This window comes from Pseudomonas petroselini, assembly GCF_045037875.1.
GTDB lineage: Bacteria > Pseudomonadota > Gammaproteobacteria > Pseudomonadales > Pseudomonadaceae > Aquipseudomonas > Aquipseudomonas petroselini.
Genome location: NZ_CP173614.1, coordinates 3,687,894 through 3,703,321, shown reverse-complemented (window position 1 = coordinate 3,703,321; position 15,428 = coordinate 3,687,894). Strand labels below are relative to the sequence as shown.

Annotated in this window: 14 protein-coding genes; 10 read left to right on the top strand and 4 right to left on the bottom strand. The window is 61.1% G+C overall.

The features are described 5' to 3' along the window. The first annotated feature begins 280 nt into the window (after positions 1-280). Positions 281-589 carry a hypothetical protein gene (locus ACI512_RS16975; RefSeq protein ID WP_236379524.1) on the top strand — a complete coding sequence of 103 codons (309 nt, stop codon included), beginning with the start codon at positions 281-283 and terminating at the stop codon, positions 587-589. A 205-nt stretch (positions 590-794) separates the two neighbouring features. Here ACI512_RS16975 and ACI512_RS16970 read toward each other — a convergent pair whose 3' ends face one another. Continuing rightward, on the bottom strand, positions 795-1,838 hold the full coding sequence (locus tag ACI512_RS16970) for an AraC family transcriptional regulator (RefSeq protein WP_236379523.1): 1,044 nt from the start codon (positions 1,836-1,838) through the stop codon (positions 795-797). A 130-nt stretch (positions 1,839-1,968) separates the two neighbouring features. Between ACI512_RS16970 and ACI512_RS16965 the strand changes: the two genes are divergently transcribed. From ACI512_RS16965 to efeO (ACI512_RS16945), 5 genes are all read left to right on the top strand, one after another. Continuing rightward, positions 1,969-3,363: a J domain-containing protein gene (locus ACI512_RS16965; RefSeq protein ID WP_236379522.1), complete on the top strand. Its 1,395-nt coding sequence runs from the start codon at positions 1,969-1,971 to the stop codon at positions 3,361-3,363. 114 nt (positions 3,364-3,477) lie between these two features. Further along, positions 3,478-4,323, top strand: coding sequence for an iron uptake transporter permease EfeU (gene efeU / locus ACI512_RS16960; protein ID WP_012724102.1), 846 nt, complete (start codon positions 3,478-3,480; stop codon positions 4,321-4,323). A gap of 10 nt (positions 4,324-4,333) precedes the next feature. Further along, a complete protein-coding gene (gene efeO / locus ACI512_RS16955; protein ID WP_093544622.1) occupies positions 4,334-5,536 on the top strand; it encodes an iron uptake system protein EfeO in 1,203 nt (400 codons plus the stop codon). A gap of 14 nt (positions 5,537-5,550) precedes the next feature. Further along, entirely contained in the window at positions 5,551-6,855 is a 1,305-nt protein-coding gene (gene efeB, locus ACI512_RS16950; protein WP_405121225.1) for an iron uptake transporter deferrochelatase/peroxidase subunit, read from the top strand. A gap of 27 nt (positions 6,856-6,882) precedes the next feature. Further along, entirely contained in the window at positions 6,883-7,701 is an 819-nt protein-coding gene (efeO, locus tag ACI512_RS16945; RefSeq protein WP_093544625.1) for an iron uptake system protein EfeO, read from the top strand. Positions 7,702-7,764: 63 nt separating this feature from the next. Here the strand turns inward: efeO (ACI512_RS16945) and pssA are convergent, their stop codons facing one another. After that, positions 7,765-9,108 (bottom strand): CDP-diacylglycerol--serine O-phosphatidyltransferase, encoded by a 1,344-nt coding sequence (pssA, locus tag ACI512_RS16940; protein ID WP_236379520.1) that lies wholly within the window; start codon positions 9,106-9,108, stop codon positions 7,765-7,767. A gap of 123 nt (positions 9,109-9,231) precedes the next feature. Between pssA and ACI512_RS16935 the strand changes: the two genes are divergently transcribed. Both ACI512_RS16935 and ACI512_RS16930 read left to right on the top strand, forming a co-directional pair. After that, on the top strand, positions 9,232-9,795 hold the full coding sequence (locus tag ACI512_RS16935) for a TetR/AcrR family transcriptional regulator (protein WP_236379519.1): 564 nt from the start codon (positions 9,232-9,234) through the stop codon (positions 9,793-9,795). A gap of 56 nt (positions 9,796-9,851) precedes the next feature. After that, positions 9,852-10,331, top strand: a complete 480-nt coding sequence (locus tag ACI512_RS16930; RefSeq protein WP_064052436.1) for a nuclear transport factor 2 family protein — start codon at positions 9,852-9,854, stop codon at positions 10,329-10,331. Between the two features lie 68 nt (positions 10,332-10,399). On the opposite strand, the gene ACI512_RS16925 is transcribed toward ACI512_RS16930, so the two are convergent. Both ACI512_RS16925 and ACI512_RS16920 read right to left on the bottom strand, forming a co-directional pair. Continuing rightward, the gene (locus ACI512_RS16925) at positions 10,400-11,557 is read right to left on the bottom strand and encodes a PQQ-dependent sugar dehydrogenase (protein ID WP_236383773.1); all 1,158 of its coding nucleotides are present in this window, start codon (positions 11,555-11,557) and stop codon (positions 10,400-10,402) included. 12 nt (positions 11,558-11,569) lie between these two features. Next, positions 11,570-11,884 carry a hypothetical protein gene (locus tag ACI512_RS16920; protein ID WP_236383774.1) on the bottom strand — a complete coding sequence of 105 codons (315 nt, stop codon included), beginning with the start codon at positions 11,882-11,884 and terminating at the stop codon, positions 11,570-11,572. A 183-nt stretch (positions 11,885-12,067) separates the two neighbouring features. Here ACI512_RS16920 and ACI512_RS16915 point away from each other — a divergent pair, with 183 nt between their 5' ends. Then, positions 12,068-12,901 (top strand): Ku protein, encoded by an 834-nt coding sequence (locus tag ACI512_RS16915; protein ID WP_236383775.1) that lies wholly within the window; start codon positions 12,068-12,070, stop codon positions 12,899-12,901. A gap of 3 nt (positions 12,902-12,904) precedes the next feature. Then, the gene (gene ligD, locus ACI512_RS16910) at positions 12,905-15,409 is read left to right on the top strand and encodes a DNA ligase D (protein ID WP_405121224.1); all 2,505 of its coding nucleotides are present in this window, start codon (positions 12,905-12,907) and stop codon (positions 15,407-15,409) included. Positions 15,410-15,428: the final 19 nt, after the last annotated feature.

Genomic DNA, 15,428 nt, shown 5'->3' with positions numbered 1-15,428 from the left:
AGTCGCGCCTTTGGTTGGCAGCTTCCAGCTTTTTTGCCCCTAGCCCATCCGGTAACGGGACTTTTTGGTTATTGAAAATTCCCACGTAAAACAATCGGCAAACGCAGATTTCACTGGCAGGCGACAAAACGGTGAAACTGCTCAAACAAAGAAAGCCCGGAACCGTTAAATACAACGGGTATAGATCTGTTAGAAATGACAGTTGCAAACTGTTTGGCCCCGTTTTTTACTACGACTGACTCAATCCTGACACTGGACCACAAAGAGCCGGGATTAGTTTGTGAAGATCACCCAGAAAACATCAACCTTTCACGCAGACTTAACACATGCACAACATAAAAAAGAGACCATCATGAAAATCACAATCCTATTATTACTTGGACTCTCGCTCACCCAATGGATTTTTCCTGCACGAACGGACGCCCTGCCTTTAAGCGATCCTGATGAGTGCCGTACCTTTCGCGGTAAAAATGCCATAAATGTAAGCTTCTTTAATCCCACTAAAAATGACATTATTTCGAGGAGAGACCCTGGATCTTGCTCAATCCTTTCAGGAGGAGGGGGCAGAATAAAATTATATTTATATTAAAACCCAAACTCTAAGGGCGGATTGTTTTCTCAATCAGAGCATCGTTGATCCGCCATTCATTACGCAGCCGTTGCTGTAACAGGCAATACCGAACAGCATCATCACCATTCGTTCGAGACAAGGCTGCATTCATGCACCTGATTCGCCCCCACCCAACGGACGAAGCCGTACACGATTATTCATACACAGCACACACCGGCATCTGTCAGGCGCCCGTCAATAGTGACATTCTCTGGCTGTCATCATTGAGAATCAAACTCCGATAATGCCCAGGATTAGACCCACTCCACTTACGAAACGCCTTATAAAACGAGCTCGTATCAGCAAACCCCAACCGCTCCGCAATCTCGGCAAAACTGATCTGCGGCTCCGCCAGCCACACAATCGCCAGCTCTTTGCGCACACTGTCCTTGAGCCCCTGATACGTCTGCCCTTCTTCCGCCAGACGGCGGCGCAGGGTGGAGGCGGAGATGCACAGGCTGGCGGCGAGGCCTTCGGTTTCCGGCCAGGTGTCGGGGGGCAGTTGGCGCAGGTCGTGCTTGATGCGGGTGGCGAGGCTGTCGGGGTCGCGGTATTTGACCAGGATGTTGGCGGGCGCGTGGGCCAGGAAGCGTTTTAGTTCTTCAGCGGTGCGCTTGATCGGCAGGTCCAGGCAGTCGGCGGAGAAGATCATGCGGGTACGCGGCCGATCGAAACGCAGGTTGTCGGAGAACATGATCTGGTAGTCGTCGCAGAAGTCCGGTTTCGGACAACGCAGTTCAATCGCCAGGATCGGAATCCGCCGTCCCGCCAGCCAACAGGCAACGCCGTGCACAATCATCCAGTAGGTAAAGTAGGTGAAGACACGGTTAGGTTCAGACTCGGGTTCGAGCAACACAATCTCCGCCAGACTTTGTTGACGCACCAATTCAGCGGGCAGGCGCTCGAGCATCAACGACAGAAACCCCAGGCCGGTTTCCAGGCCAGTGGCCAAGGTCGGCTGCGCCATCGCCGCATGGCAGAGGAACGCCAAGCTGCCGGACTTGAGCTTGCGTGGGTCCATGCCGAAGAACTCATCATCCAGGCGCCGCGCCAGCAGGCGCCACAGGCGTGCATAGGTCGTGGCCGAGACCCGCGCGCCGGGCTCGGCCAGCCGCTGCGGGTCGATGCCGGCTTTAAGCAGCACTTCGGCAGTGGCCGCCCCAGGGGCGCAGCTTTGCAACAAGGCTTCGCGCACGAGGTGGAGGGAGATGGTGTCTTTTTCCGACATTGGCGCAGTCCGTGCCCTGGGTGGCGTGAAGTGCCGCCATCTTAGGCAGTCACGCGACAAAAGAGTAGGCGCCGCGCAACCGGTCTCGGGTATTCTGCGCCAGGATTTTTACTGACAGGAAGTTGCACCGATGAGTTGTTGGGAAGTACTTGGGCTACCGCATGACGCTGACACCCGCACAATCAAGCGTCAGTACGCCGTCTTGCTCAAGCAGCATCGTCCGGATGAGGACCCCAGCGGCTTCCAGCGCTTGCGCGAGGCGTATGAGCATGCCCTGGCGTGGAGCCGTTTCGAGGCGCCCGCTGAAACACCGCAGCCGGTGCCCGTCGACAGCGTGCAACCTGCCGCGGCCGAACCGGACACGCGTGTCGAACAGGCCCGAGCCTTGGTGGCGCAGGCCACTCCCAGTGAACTGCGCCACCTCTACCAGCAAGCCAGGGACAGTGAGTACGCCGACGCCTTTGAGGCCCTGCTGTTGCAGCGCTGCCTGACGTCGACAGACCCCGCCATCAGCGAGTGGGCCGTCACCCACCTGCATTGGCTGACCCCCTGGTTACGCGAAGCCCCCGCACGCTTGCCCGCATACCGCCTTGATGCGCTGCTGGAACAGATGTTTGCGCACGTCGAACAGCGGTTGGTCGGGCTGCTCGATCAACAACAGGTCGAAGCCTTCAAGGCCGCATTGAGCGAACTGAACCACACTGAATGGCTCAAGCCGCTGCCGCGCCACGCGCGGATCAACGACCTGCTCGCCCGTGCCCTACTGGCGAGCCGATGCTGGTCCGAGGACCTGTTCGACACCTTGTGCGCCCAGCAAGCCTGGTCCGATAAGGACTTGGAAAACCCCTGCCCCGAGCCTGAATGGTCGCAGCTCCAGGCGCGCAATGCGCTGGAGCGTTTCAAGGCGCATACACTCGCGCAGGCCAGCCTGGACTCGCGCGATGCGGAGTGTCGCGCAGCCAAATTGCTGTTTGGCGACATGCCACTGGCGCAACGGCAACGTTTCGCCCGGCGCTTTGGCGAGTCCGACTGGAACGCCTGCCGTACGCTCAGCGAAACCATCCTCAGCCAGTACCCGTCACTCTGCGCCCTGATGCCCGGCGGCGATCCGTATTTCTGGCGCGACTGGGAACGTGCCACCCGACCGTGGCCGATGTTCGTAGCCTTACTGGGCATGGCCGCCGGCTGGACGATCCACGACCAACAGGTGACCGACCATCCCCTGATGGAAACCCTCGGAATGGCGCCAACCTGGGCCTTCCTGATTGCCATTCCGGCGTTGTTGATCCTGGCGATCTGGCGTCCCGCCACCGATGGCTACGGTGAAATCGACGACGGACTCTCGCCGCTGTCACGCTGGCTGAGCTTTCGCCGACCCTCGCCCTTGTTCATCCGCGAGATATTGCCGTGCTGGCTGTTGGGCGCGCTGATCTGCGTCATCCTTGGCCCTTACGCCTTTATCGGCTACGTGGCGACGCTGCAGGGCCTGGGTCTCGCACAGCGGTTGTTCGGCAGGCGTGGCTGACACGCCCTCAACAGCTGTTCAGCCACGGTTCAGCAAATGTAAAGATTGCCTGTTTAGTAATGAGTATCATTATGTTACAACTTAGCCTCCTATCTAGTTGTGACGCGGTGCCGAATGCTCGTTCCTTTTCTCATCATGCTGCGCGAAGGCATTGAAGCCGCATTGATTGTTGGCATTATCGCCAGTTACCTGCAGCAGACCGGCCGGGGCCAGTGGATGCCCGCCGTATGGATCGGCGTGTTTCTCGCCGCTGCGCTGGCCCTGCTGGTCGGTGGTGGCCTGGAGCTGGTCAGCGCCGAATTCCCGCAAAAGCAGCAGGAGCTGTTCGAAGGCATCGTCGGTCTGGTCGCCGTGGGCATCCTCAGTTCCATGGTGTTCTGGATGCGCAAAGTGGCGCGCTCCATCAAGCACTCGCTGCACGAATCCCTTGATCACGCGCTGGCGGGCTCCAAGCATCAAGTCACCGCCCTGATTCTCATGGTGTTTTTCGCCGTGGCCCGTGAAGGCCTGGAAACCGTGTTCTTCCTGCTGGCGGTGTTCCAGCAGAGCGAAGGCCCAGGCGCACCGATTGGCGCGCTGCTCGGCCTGATCCTCGCGATCATCGTGGGTTTCCTGATCTACACCGGCAGCATGCGCCTGAACCTCGGTGCGTTTTTCCGCTGGACCGGCCTGTTTATCCTGGTGGTGGCCGCCGGCATCCTCGCCAATTCAGTGCAAGCGCTGCACGAAGCCGGCGTGTGGAATCACCTGCAGACCGTGCTGTTCGACTTCAGCGCCGCGCTGCCAATGGACAGCCCGCTGGGCTCGGTACTTGCCGGCATGTTCGGCTATCAGGAAGCCCCCACCATCAGCACCCTCGGCGCCTACCTGATTTACCTGGTGGTGGCCCTGGTGATGTTCTTCCTGCCCGCCGCGCCGTCCAAGCCTGCCGCCGCGCCCTCTTCCGTTTCCAGCCAGTAAGGACCGTCCCTTGTCCAACCCAACTCCTCAACCGGCTTCGCCACCCCGCGCCCTGCGCTGGGCCGTGGCGGGCTCGGTGGTCGTGATGATCGCCGCCGGTGGCCTGTTCTATTACGCCTCGCAGTTGGCGGCCAGCAAGCGCCAGACCAACCACAATGAAATTGCCGTGACCATTCATGGCCACGCCTGTGAGCCGAATGAACTGACGGTACCGGCCGGCCGCGCCAGCTTCCGCATCATCAACCGCTCCGACCGTGCGGTGGAATGGGAAATCCTCGACGGCGTGCTGGTGGTCGAAGAACGGGAAAACATCGCCCCCGGCCTCAGCCAGGTGATCAATGCCAACCTGTTGCCCGGCGACTATGCAATCACCTGCGGCCTGCTGAGCAATCCACGTGGCACCTTGCACGTGACGCCCACCGCCGAGTCCGACGCACAGGCCAAGGCCAAGCCGTCGATGGTGGCGTTTATTGGCCCGCTGTCGGAGTTCCGCGTGTACTTGAGCAGCCAGGGCAGCGCGCTGATCAAGGCGGTGACCGCCTTGCAGCAAGCCATCGACAGCGGCGACCTCGCCCAGGCTCAAGCGCTCTATGTTCCCGCCCGTGAGGCCTACCAGCGACTGGCCCCGGCGTCTCAACGCCTGGCGGAGCTGGACAATGCGATCAACGCCCGCGCCGACTACTTTGAAAAACGCGAACAGGACCCGGCCTTCAGTGGCTTCCACCGCGTGGAATACAGCCTGTTCCAGCAACGCAGCCTCGACGGCCTGGCGCCGATTGCGCAGCGCCTGGTAACCGACGTCACCACCCTCAAGCAACAATTGCTGGCCCAGTCGCTGCCGCCGGAGCAACTGGTGAGCATCGTGGTACGCAACCTCAACAGCCTGGCCGATGTACGTGCCATCAGCGGTGAAGAGGAGCGCTACAGCCACGTCGACCTGAATGGCTTCGCCGCCAACCTGGAGGCCGCCCACAAGGTCGTCGAGTTGATGCGACCGCTGCTGAGCAAATCCGCCGCCGACCTGTTGCCCAAGGTCGACAGCGCCCTCGCCGCCTTCGATGCCGAACTCCAGGGCTTCAAGGTCGACAAGGGCTATGCCACTTACGACAGCATTACCGCCGATCAGCGCAAGCAGATCGCCGACAAGGCCAAGGCTCTGGCCGTTGCACTCGATGGAATCGACCCCGCCCTTGGCCTTTCCGGCCTGCAGTGAAGACGACCGCATACATGAGCGATTCAGCACAGTTTGACCTCCAACGCCGGCGTGTCCTCCTGGGCATGGCGGCCACCGGCGCTGCCATAGCCGGCAGCAGCCTGACCTGCCCGGCCATGGCCGCCGCCGCCGAGCAAGTCACCACCGCGCCACGCAGTGATAAAACCCAGGACCACCACGACTTCTTCGGCACGCACCAAACCGGCATCGTCACCCCACGCCCGGCCTGCGGCATGCTCGTGGCGTTCGACGTACTGGCCAGTGATCGTGAAGACCTGGAGCGCCTGTTCCGCACCTTGAACGAACGCATCGCCTTCCTGATGACCGGCGGCACCGTGCCGCAAGTCGACCCGAAGCTGCCGCCCACCGACTCAGGAATCCTCGGCCCGGTGGTCACACCGGACAACCTGACCATCACCGTGTCCGTCGGCGAATCACTGTTCGATGAGCGCTTCGGCCTCGCGGCGGTCAAGCCCAAGCGCTTGAGCCGCATGGTCGGTTTCCCCAACGATGCGCTGGAACCGGCGCAGTGCCACGGCGACCTGAGCCTGCAATTCAGCTCCAACACCCCGGACACCAATATCCACGCCCTGCGCGACATCGTGAAGAACCTGCCGGACCTGCTGCTGGTGCGCTGGAAACAGGAAGGCAGCGTGCCGCCCCAGGCGCCTGCCAAACCTGGCGAGCCGGCCCAGAGCGCACGCAATTTCCTCGGTTTCCGTGACGGTTCGGCCAACCCGAACTCCAACGATGACAAGGCGATGAACCAGATTGTATGGGTGCAGCCTGGCAGCGACGAACCGGCCTGGGCGGCCAACGGCAGCTATCAGGCCGTGCGCATCATCCGCAATTTCGTCGAGCGCTGGGACCGTACCCCGCTGCAAGAGCAGGAAAGCATCATCGGCCGCATCAAGCCCACCGGCGCGCCTATGGACGGCGACCAAGAAACCCAGGTGCCCGACTACAGCAAGGACCCGGAAGGCAAGTTGACCAAGCTCGATGCCCACATCCGCCTGGCCAACCCGCGCACCCCGCAGACTCAGGCCAACCTGATCCTGCGCCGGCCGTTCAACTACTCCAACGGCGTCAACAAAAACGGTCAGCTGGACATGGGGCTGTTGTTCATCTGCTACCAGGCTGACCTGGAGAAAGGCTTTATCAGCGTGCAAACCCGGCTCAACGGCGAGCCCCTGGAGGAATACCTCAAGCCGGTCGGCGGCGGGTATTTCTTCACCTTACCGGGGGTCACGGGACCGAAGGATTTCCTCGGGCGCACGCTGCTGGCTGCAACGCACCCTCACACCACTGCCCCTACCTAAAACAAACCCCAGAGCGGAAACCCTCCCATGAAAAAGTCGTTTATCGCGTTGTCGTTATTGCTGACCCTTTCGCCGCTGGCAGCCTTCGCCGCTACCGCGCCGCTGGATTTGGTAGGGCCGGTGTCGGACTACAAAATCTACGTCACCGAAGAAATCGGTGAACTGGTCACCCAGACCCAAGCGTTCACCGACGCCATCAACAAAGGCGACCTGGCCACCGCCAAGAAACTCTACGCGCCGACCCGTGTGCACTATGAGTCCATCGAGCCGATCGCCGAGTTGTTCAGCGACCTCGATGCATCCATCGACTCCCGCGTCGACGACCACGAAAAAGGCGTGACCGCCGAAGACTTCACCGGCTTCCACCGCATCGAATACGCGCTGTTTTCGCAGAACACCACCAAAGGCCTGGAAACCCTCACCGCCAAGCTCAACACCGACGTTAACGACCTCAAGACCCGCGTCGACGGCCTGACCTTCCCACCGGAGAAAGTCGTGGGCGGCGCCGCAGCACTGTTGGAAGAAGTCGCCGCCACCAAGATCTCCGGCGAAGAAGACCGCTACAGCCACACCGACTTGTATGACTTCCAGGGCAACATCGACGGCGCGAAGAAAATCGTCGACCTGTTCCGTGGGCAGATCGAGAAACAAGACAAGGCCTTCCTGGCCAAGGTCGACAAAAACTTCGCCAGCGTGGACAAGATCCTGGCCAAGTACAAGACCAAGGACGGCGGCTTCGAGACCTACGACAAGGTCAAGGAAAACGACCGCAAGGCCCTGGTGGGTCCGGTCAATACCCTGGCGGAGGACCTGTCCACCTTGCGTGGCAAGCTGGGCTTGAACTAAACGCCGCACAAAAAAAAGACCCAGCCCTGTTGAAGGGGCTGGGTCTTTTTTTTGCCTGCCGGTTTACAGGATCCGGTACAGCAACCGCTCGATGCGCACGCGGCTGACCCGACGCAGGAACTTGCCGACCGCTTCGGGATAGTCCGGCAGCGTTTGCAAATCCTGATAACGCTCGATGCGCGTGGTGTGCTGAAAAATCTGCGCCAGCTCGGTACGCCGCGGCGCCAGCCACTGGCCTTGGGGGTCATCGATCAACAAGGCGTTTTCCAAATCGAGACGGAACGCGCGCGGGTTGAGGTTGTTACCGGTGAGCAAGGTGTAGCGCTGGTCGACCCACATCCCCTTGAGGTGGTAGGTGTTGTCGCCGTCGCGCCACAGGTGCAGGTTCAGTTGGCCACTGTCGATCATCGGCTGATGGCGTTTGGCGAAGCGGCGCAGGCTGATTTCGTACAGGTACGGCAGCGCGGCAATGACCTTGAATGGCTCGCTCGGCGGGATGTAGAAGTCGTTGGCGGTCTTGTCGCCGACGACGATGTCGATCTTCACCCCACGCGCCAGGGCACGGTTGATCTCGCGGGTCACCGGCAGCGGCAGGTTGAAGTACGGCGTGCAGATGGTCAGTTGCTGCTGGGCGCTGGCGATCAGTTCGAGGATCACCCGGTTCAGCGGGTTGTTCTTGCCCACCCCGAGCAACGGGCTGACCGACAGGTGACCATTGGGCAACTGCCCCGTCGTGGTGTCATAGGTCGCGTGTTTCAGGCGGCTGCGCAAGTCGCCGATATCATTGCGCAAGCTGCGCGTGGTGGGAGGGTTGGGCAGGTCCAGGCGATTAACGGCCTTGGAGGCGATCAGCCCGTGCTCCACCAGGTGTTGCATCGAGTCCGCCAGGGGCTTGCTGTGGATCAGGTGGTAGCGGTCGAAACGGTACTTGTCGAACTTGTGCAAGTACACGTTGTTCAGGCTCGCCCCGCTGTACAGCACGCTGTCGTCGATCACGAAGCCCTTGAGGTGCAGCACGCCGAACAGCTCGCGGGTTTGCACCGGCACGCCATACACCGGCACGTCGCTGCTGTGGCTTTGGGTCATGGCCTGGTACCAGGCGCTGTTGCCCGGCTGTTTCCCGGCACCGATCAAGCCACGCTGGGCGCGCAGCCAGTCGACCACCACCACGATCTCCAACTCCGGCCGCGCAGCCTTGGCCGCGTGCAGGGCATCGTAGATCTCCTGCCCCGCTTCGTCCTGCTGCAGATACAGCGCGACGATGTAGATACGCCGCGTGGCCTGGGCGATTTTTTCCAGCAGGCAACGGCGGTACGCGTCGGCGCCGGACAGCACCTCAAGGGCCTCGGGAGTGAGGGGGAAACCGCGCAGTTTGGGCAACAGGGAGCGTTTGAAGAACGACGGCATAAGGCTCGCAATGGGTCGAATCCGAAGAGTCCCCGAGCTTACACCATGGGGGTGCTCAGGTCTTGCTGCGCGGCATGTAAAAATTTATTGACCAAGAAGAACGATCGTTCTACTGTTTGCAACATGAACGATATGACCGGTAGTGAAACCCGCGACATCATCCTCGACGTGGCCGAAAAGTTGATCTATCGCCATGGCATCGCCGCCACGGGCATGGACTTCCTGGTGAAAACCGCCGGCGTCTCGAGAAAAAGCGTTTACCGCTACTTCGCCAACAAAGACGAATTGGTGATTGCCGCCCTGCAACGTCGTGACGAGCGCTGGATGCAGTGGCTGCGCGACGAAGTGGAACGCAGCGAAGGCACGGGTGAACGGCTGCTCGCGGTGTTCAGCGCGCTCAAGGCCTGGTTCGACACAGCGGATTTCCGCGGCTGTGCGTTTATCAACACCAGCGGCGAAACCGGCAACCCGCACGACCCGGTGCGCCTGCTGGCCAAGGCCCACAAACAGAAACTGTTCGAGTACGCACTTGAACTCTGTCAAGCACATGGCACCCCCGACCCGGCACAGCAGGCCGCGCAACTGCTGATCCTGATCGATGGCGCCATCACCGTTGCCCTGGTGATGGGTGATTCAACAGCTGCCGATAATGCGCAATGCATGGCGCGAACGTTATTGGGACTGTGAACGCACAGGTCAGCGCAACTTTCGACTGAAACCTTATTGTCTTGAGGAAAATGCCCATGTCATCCGCCGCAGAAACACGCCCGCCGCTGCCGCCGTTCACGCGCGAGTCGGCTATCGAAAAAGTCCGCCTGGCCGAAGACGGCTGGAATTCCCGCGACCCGCACCGCGTATCCCTGGCCTACACCCTCGACACCCACTGGCGTAACCGCGCCGAATTTGCCTACAACCGCGAAGACGCCAAGGGCTTCCTGACCCGCAAATGGGCCAAGGAGCTGGATTATCGGTTGATCAAAGAGCTGTGGGCGTTTACCGACAACCGCATCGCGGTGCGTTATGCCTATGAGTGGCACGACGACTCCGGCAACTGGTTCCGTTCCTATGGCAACGAGAACTGGGAGTTCGACGAGAACGGCCTGATGGCCAATCGTTTTGCCTGCATCAACGACCTGCCGATCAAGGCAAGCGAACGCAAGTTCCACTGGCCGCTGGGGCGGCGCCCGGATGATCATCCGGGGCTTTCTGATCTGGGGCTTTAAGACCTGGCAAATGTGTGAGGGGGCGGTGCGACGATTCGACTTGCCCCCTCACGTGCGGCTACGGCACTTCAGTCCTGATTCAGCCCTACCCGATACAGAACCCCATCATCCTCATCCGTCAGCACATACAAGAACCCATCCGGTCCCTGCCGCACATCGCGGATCCGCGCCTTCAAGCCTCCCAACAAGCGCTCTTCGTGAATCACCTTGTCGCCATCAAACTGCAACCGGATCAACTCCTGGTCGACCAGCGCACCGATAAACACGTTGTGCTGCCAAGGCTTGAAGCGATCCGCATCATAAAACGCCATACCGCTGATACCCGGTGATTTTTCCCAGACGTGATGCGGCGGCACTGTGCCTTCCAGCGTCTTGCCCTTGGCTTCGGGAATCGGTGTCAGCGAATAATTGATGCCGTGGGTTGCCAGCGGCCAACCGTAGTTCTTGCCCCGCTCGATGATGTTGATCTCATCACCGCCACGCGGGCCGTGTTCGTTTTCCCAGATCGTGCCACTCCAGGGGTTCAACGCCAGCCCCTGAGGGTTGCGCTGGCCGTAGGACCAGATCTCCGGGCGCACGCCTTCTTGACCGACAAAGGGGTTGTCGTCCGGCACGCGGCCGTCCGGATAGATGCGCACGACCTTGCCTTGCAATTTGTCCAGGTCCTGGGCGGTCGGGCGATCGTTGTTTTCCCCCAGCGTCACGAACAGGTAGCCATCACGGTCAAAGGCCAGGCGTGAACCGAAGTGATTGCCGGTGGACAGCTTCGGCTCCTGGCGCAGGATGACGGTGAAGTCGGTCAAGCCACTGAGATCAGCCGCCAGGCGACCACGGCCCACCGCAGTGCCGGCCGTACCGCCCTTGCCGCCGCCTTCGGCGTAGGACAGGTAGACCATGCGGTCCTGCTTGAAGTCGGGCGACAGCACCACGTCCAGCAGGCCGCCCTGCCCTTTGGCCCATACTTCAGGCACGCCTTTCAGCGGCGCGGAGAGCTTGCCGTCCGGGCTGACAAAACGCAGGTGGCCAGGACGTTCGGTAACCAGGAAGCCTTGCTTGTCCGGCAGAAAGGCCACTGCCCACGGGTGATCGAGGCCTTTGGCGATGGGGGTGGCGGTAATGCTGCCTTGTTCGCTGGGAAACTGCTGGGCGTCGGCGGCGAAAGCCGTGGTCAACGGCAGCAACGTGGTTGCACAAAGAGCGGCTAGAAGGGTTTTGCGTAGAAACATAAGGCGGAATCCTTACCGGCGATTGCCGTTGGCATCATAGGTGGGGGCTTTGGTTTCGGTGGTCGGACGGCTGGGGGCGGCATCGCGTTGCGGGTAACGATTGCCGATACCGCCGTTCTCCAGGGTCGGCGTGCGCGTGGTCGGCCCGGTCTGGATACCGCGAATGGCCGGCGCATTGGGCTGAGTGCCCTGCATGCTATTGGGGTTGGCCCGGTGGATCGGGCCGTTGTTGGCGTTGTTGTTGCCGGGCAGGTTTTGCGCATGCGCCAAAGGCGCAAGGGCCAGGCCCACCAGCAGCACTGCAACGTGACGCATACCGCTATTCATGACGAAACCTCTCAGGGCGAGGATTACCTGCTTTCGATAACACGCTACGCCTAGGGTTCGGCTTTCGACACTAAATAGTTTCTCATCAGGTGTAACACGATCTGTCCGCGCATCTGTCGGTGGAAACTTTTCGTACAGCGTCCGAGTCACCAGAACACAGCCTCTACTTAAGGAATCGCACCTATGCCACGGGCAATCTGGAAAGGCGCCATCAGCTTTGGCCTGGTGCATATCCCGGTCTCGCTGGTCTCGGCCACGTCATCACAGGGCGTGGACTTTGACTGGCTCGACAAGCGCAGCATGGACCCGGTGGGCTACAAGCGCATCAACAAGACCACCGGTAAAGAGGTGACGAAAGAGAACATCGTCAAAGGCGTTGCGTTCGAAAAAGGCCGCTATGTGGTGCTCAGCGAAGAGGAAATCCGCTCGGCCCACCCCAAGTCGACCCAGACCATCGAAATCATCGCGTTTGTCGCCAGTGACCAGATCCCGTTGCAGAACATCGACACCCCCTACTTCCTCGCGCCGGATAAACGGGGCGGCAAGGTCTACGCGCTGCTAAGGGAAACCCTTAAAAAAACCGGCAAAGTTGCGCTGACCAATGTGGTGCTGCACACCAAGCAGCACCTGGCGGCCTTGATGCCACTGGAATCGGCGCTGGTGCTGGTGATGCTGCGCTGGCCCGCCGAAGTCCGCAGCCTAGACGACCTGGAACTGGGCAGCGACGTGACCAAACCCAGCCTAGCCAAGGGCGAACTGGACATGGCCAAGCGCTTGGTAGAAGACATGAGCGCCGACTGGCAGCCGGATGACTACCGTGACAGTTTCCAGGAAAAAATCATGGCGCTGGTGGCCAAGAAGGCCAAGGCCGGCAAGATCGAAGACGTGGAAACCAGCCAGGACAGCGAAGCGCGCAAGTCCGCCGACGTGATCGACCTGACGGAACTGCTCAAGCGCAGCCTGGCCGGCAAGCCCGCCAAGAAGCCGGCGGCGAAGAAATCCACCAAGGCCTCATGACCCATGCCAAAGCCCCTCAGCGAGTACAACCGTAAGCGCGACTTCGGCGTTACCGGCGAACCGGCAGGCTGTGCACCTGCCGGCAAACGCAACGCGTCGGCGCTGTCTTTTGTGATCCAGAAACATGACGCGCGCAACCTGCACTATGACTTTCGCCTGGAACTCGACGGCGTGCTGCTCAGTTGGGCGGTGCCCAAGGGCCCGAGCCTGGACCCGAGCCAAAAGCGCCTGGCCGTCCACGTGGAAGATCACCCCCTCAGCTATGGCAGCTTCGAAGGCAGTATTCCCGCCGGCCAATACGGCGCCGGCGACGTCATTGTGTGGGATCGCGGCATCTGGCAGCCCCATGATGACCCGCGTAAGGCCTACGCCGCCGGCAAGCTCACATTCACCCTGGTCGGCGAAAAACTCTCCGGCGACTGGGCGCTGGTGCGCACCCGCCTGAAGGGCAGCGGCGACAAGGAACAATGGCTGTTGATCAAGGAAAAGGACGCGCAGGCACGCCCGGCAGACGACTACGACATCGTTCAGGCTCAACCGGACAGCGTGGTCAGCGACGCCTCGGCAGGTAAATCCAAGGTTAAATTCAACGTTAAATCCAACGCCAAGCCCAGCACCAAAGCCACGCGACAACAAGCAGCGGCAACCGCCCTCCCCGAACAATTCAACCCACAATTGGCCACGCTGGTCGACCGCGCCCCCGAAGGCAACTGGCAGTACGAAATCAAGTTCGACGGTTACCGCATGCTCACGCGCATTCGCGACGGCGAGGTGCGCCTGTTCACCCGCAACGGCCATGACTGGACCGAACGCCTGCCGCGCCAGGTCAAGGCCCTGCAGGCCCTCGAGCTCAAGGACAGCTGGCTCGACGGCGAGGTGGTCAGCCTGAACGGCGACGGCCTGCCAGACTTCCAGGCGCTGCAAAACGCCTTCGATATCGGCCGCAGCCTGGACATTGTCTACTACCTGTTCGATGCGCCGTTCCTCAACGGCCAGGATCAACGCCAGGCGCCTGTGGAGACACGCCGCGCCGCGCTCAAGGACGCGCTGGCCGCAAGCAGAAGCAAGTTACTGCGATTCTCCGAAGCCTTCACCGCCCACCCTCGCGACATCTTCGAAAGTGCCTGTGACCTCGCCCTGGAAGGCGTGATCGGTAAGCGCCTGGGCAGCCCCTATGTGTCGAGTCGCAGTGCCGATTGGATCAAGCTTAAATGCCGCCTGCGCCAGGAGTTCGTGATCGTCGGCTACACCCGGCCACAGGGTTCACGCAGTGGTTTCGGCGCGCTGTTGCTGGCGGTGAATGACGATGCCGGGCTGGTGTATGCCGGGCGTGTGGGCACAGGCTTTGATCACGCGGCACTGAAAGCGATTTACGCGCAACTCAAGCCCCTGGAACGCAAGGCATCGCCGCTGGAAAAGCCGCTGAGCAGCGCCCAGGCCCGTGGCGTGCACTGGGTGGCGCCGACGTTGGTTGGCGAGGTGCAATTCGCCGAATGGACCCGGGAAGGTGTGGTCCGCCAGGCGGCATTCGTGGGGCTGCGCAGCGACAAACCGGCCGCCGAGATCATTCACGAGCAACCACGAACGGCCAACGCCATGAAACCCGCGAAAAAAACCAGCGCTGCGGTAACTATCACCCACCCCGACCGGGTGATCGACCCGCAAAGCGGCACCCGGAAGCAGCAACTGGCGCAGTTCTACGACAGCATCAGCCAGTGGATCCTGCCCTTCCTGCGCCACCGCCCTGTTTCATTGCTGCGAGCACCTGAAGGCATCGAAGGCGAGCCATTCTTCCAGAAACATTCGGAGCGCCTGGCCATTCCCAACATCAAGCACCTGGATCAGGCACTCGACCCAGGGCATGCGCGCCTGATGGAAATCGACAGCGCCCGCGCGTTGATCGGTGCCGTGCAAATGGGCGCCGTGGAATTTCACACCTGGGGCGCCACCTCAGACAAGATCGAAACCCCCGACCTGTTTGTGCTCGATCTCGACCCGGACCCGGCGCTGCCCTGGAAAGCCATGCTGGAAGCGGCGCAACTGACCCTGTCGGTGCTGGATGAACTGGGGCTGCAAGCGTTCGTCAAGACCAGCGGAGGCAAGGGACTGCACCTGGTCGTGCCCCTGGCGCGCCGCGACGGTTGGGACACCGTCAAGGCGTTCGCCAAGGCCATCGCCCAGTTCATGACCGAGCAACTGCCCGAGCGTTTTACCGCGACGTCAGGGCCCAAAAACCGCGTCGGCAAGATCTTTATCGACTACCTGCGCAACGCGCGGGGCGCCAGCACCGTGGCGGCCTACTCCGTGCGGGCACGCCCAGGCCTGCCGGTGTCGGTGCCGATCAGCCGTGAGGAGTTGAAGGGTTTACGCAGCGCGCAGCAATGGACTGTCGCCAATGTGCAGCAGCGGTTGAACGGTTTGAAGGCTGATCCCTGGGCCGGGTATACCAACCGACAGAAACTCAGCAAGAAGATGTGGGACAAATTGGGCGCCCGTCCACCGGTGTGAATGGCGCCCAACGTGACGA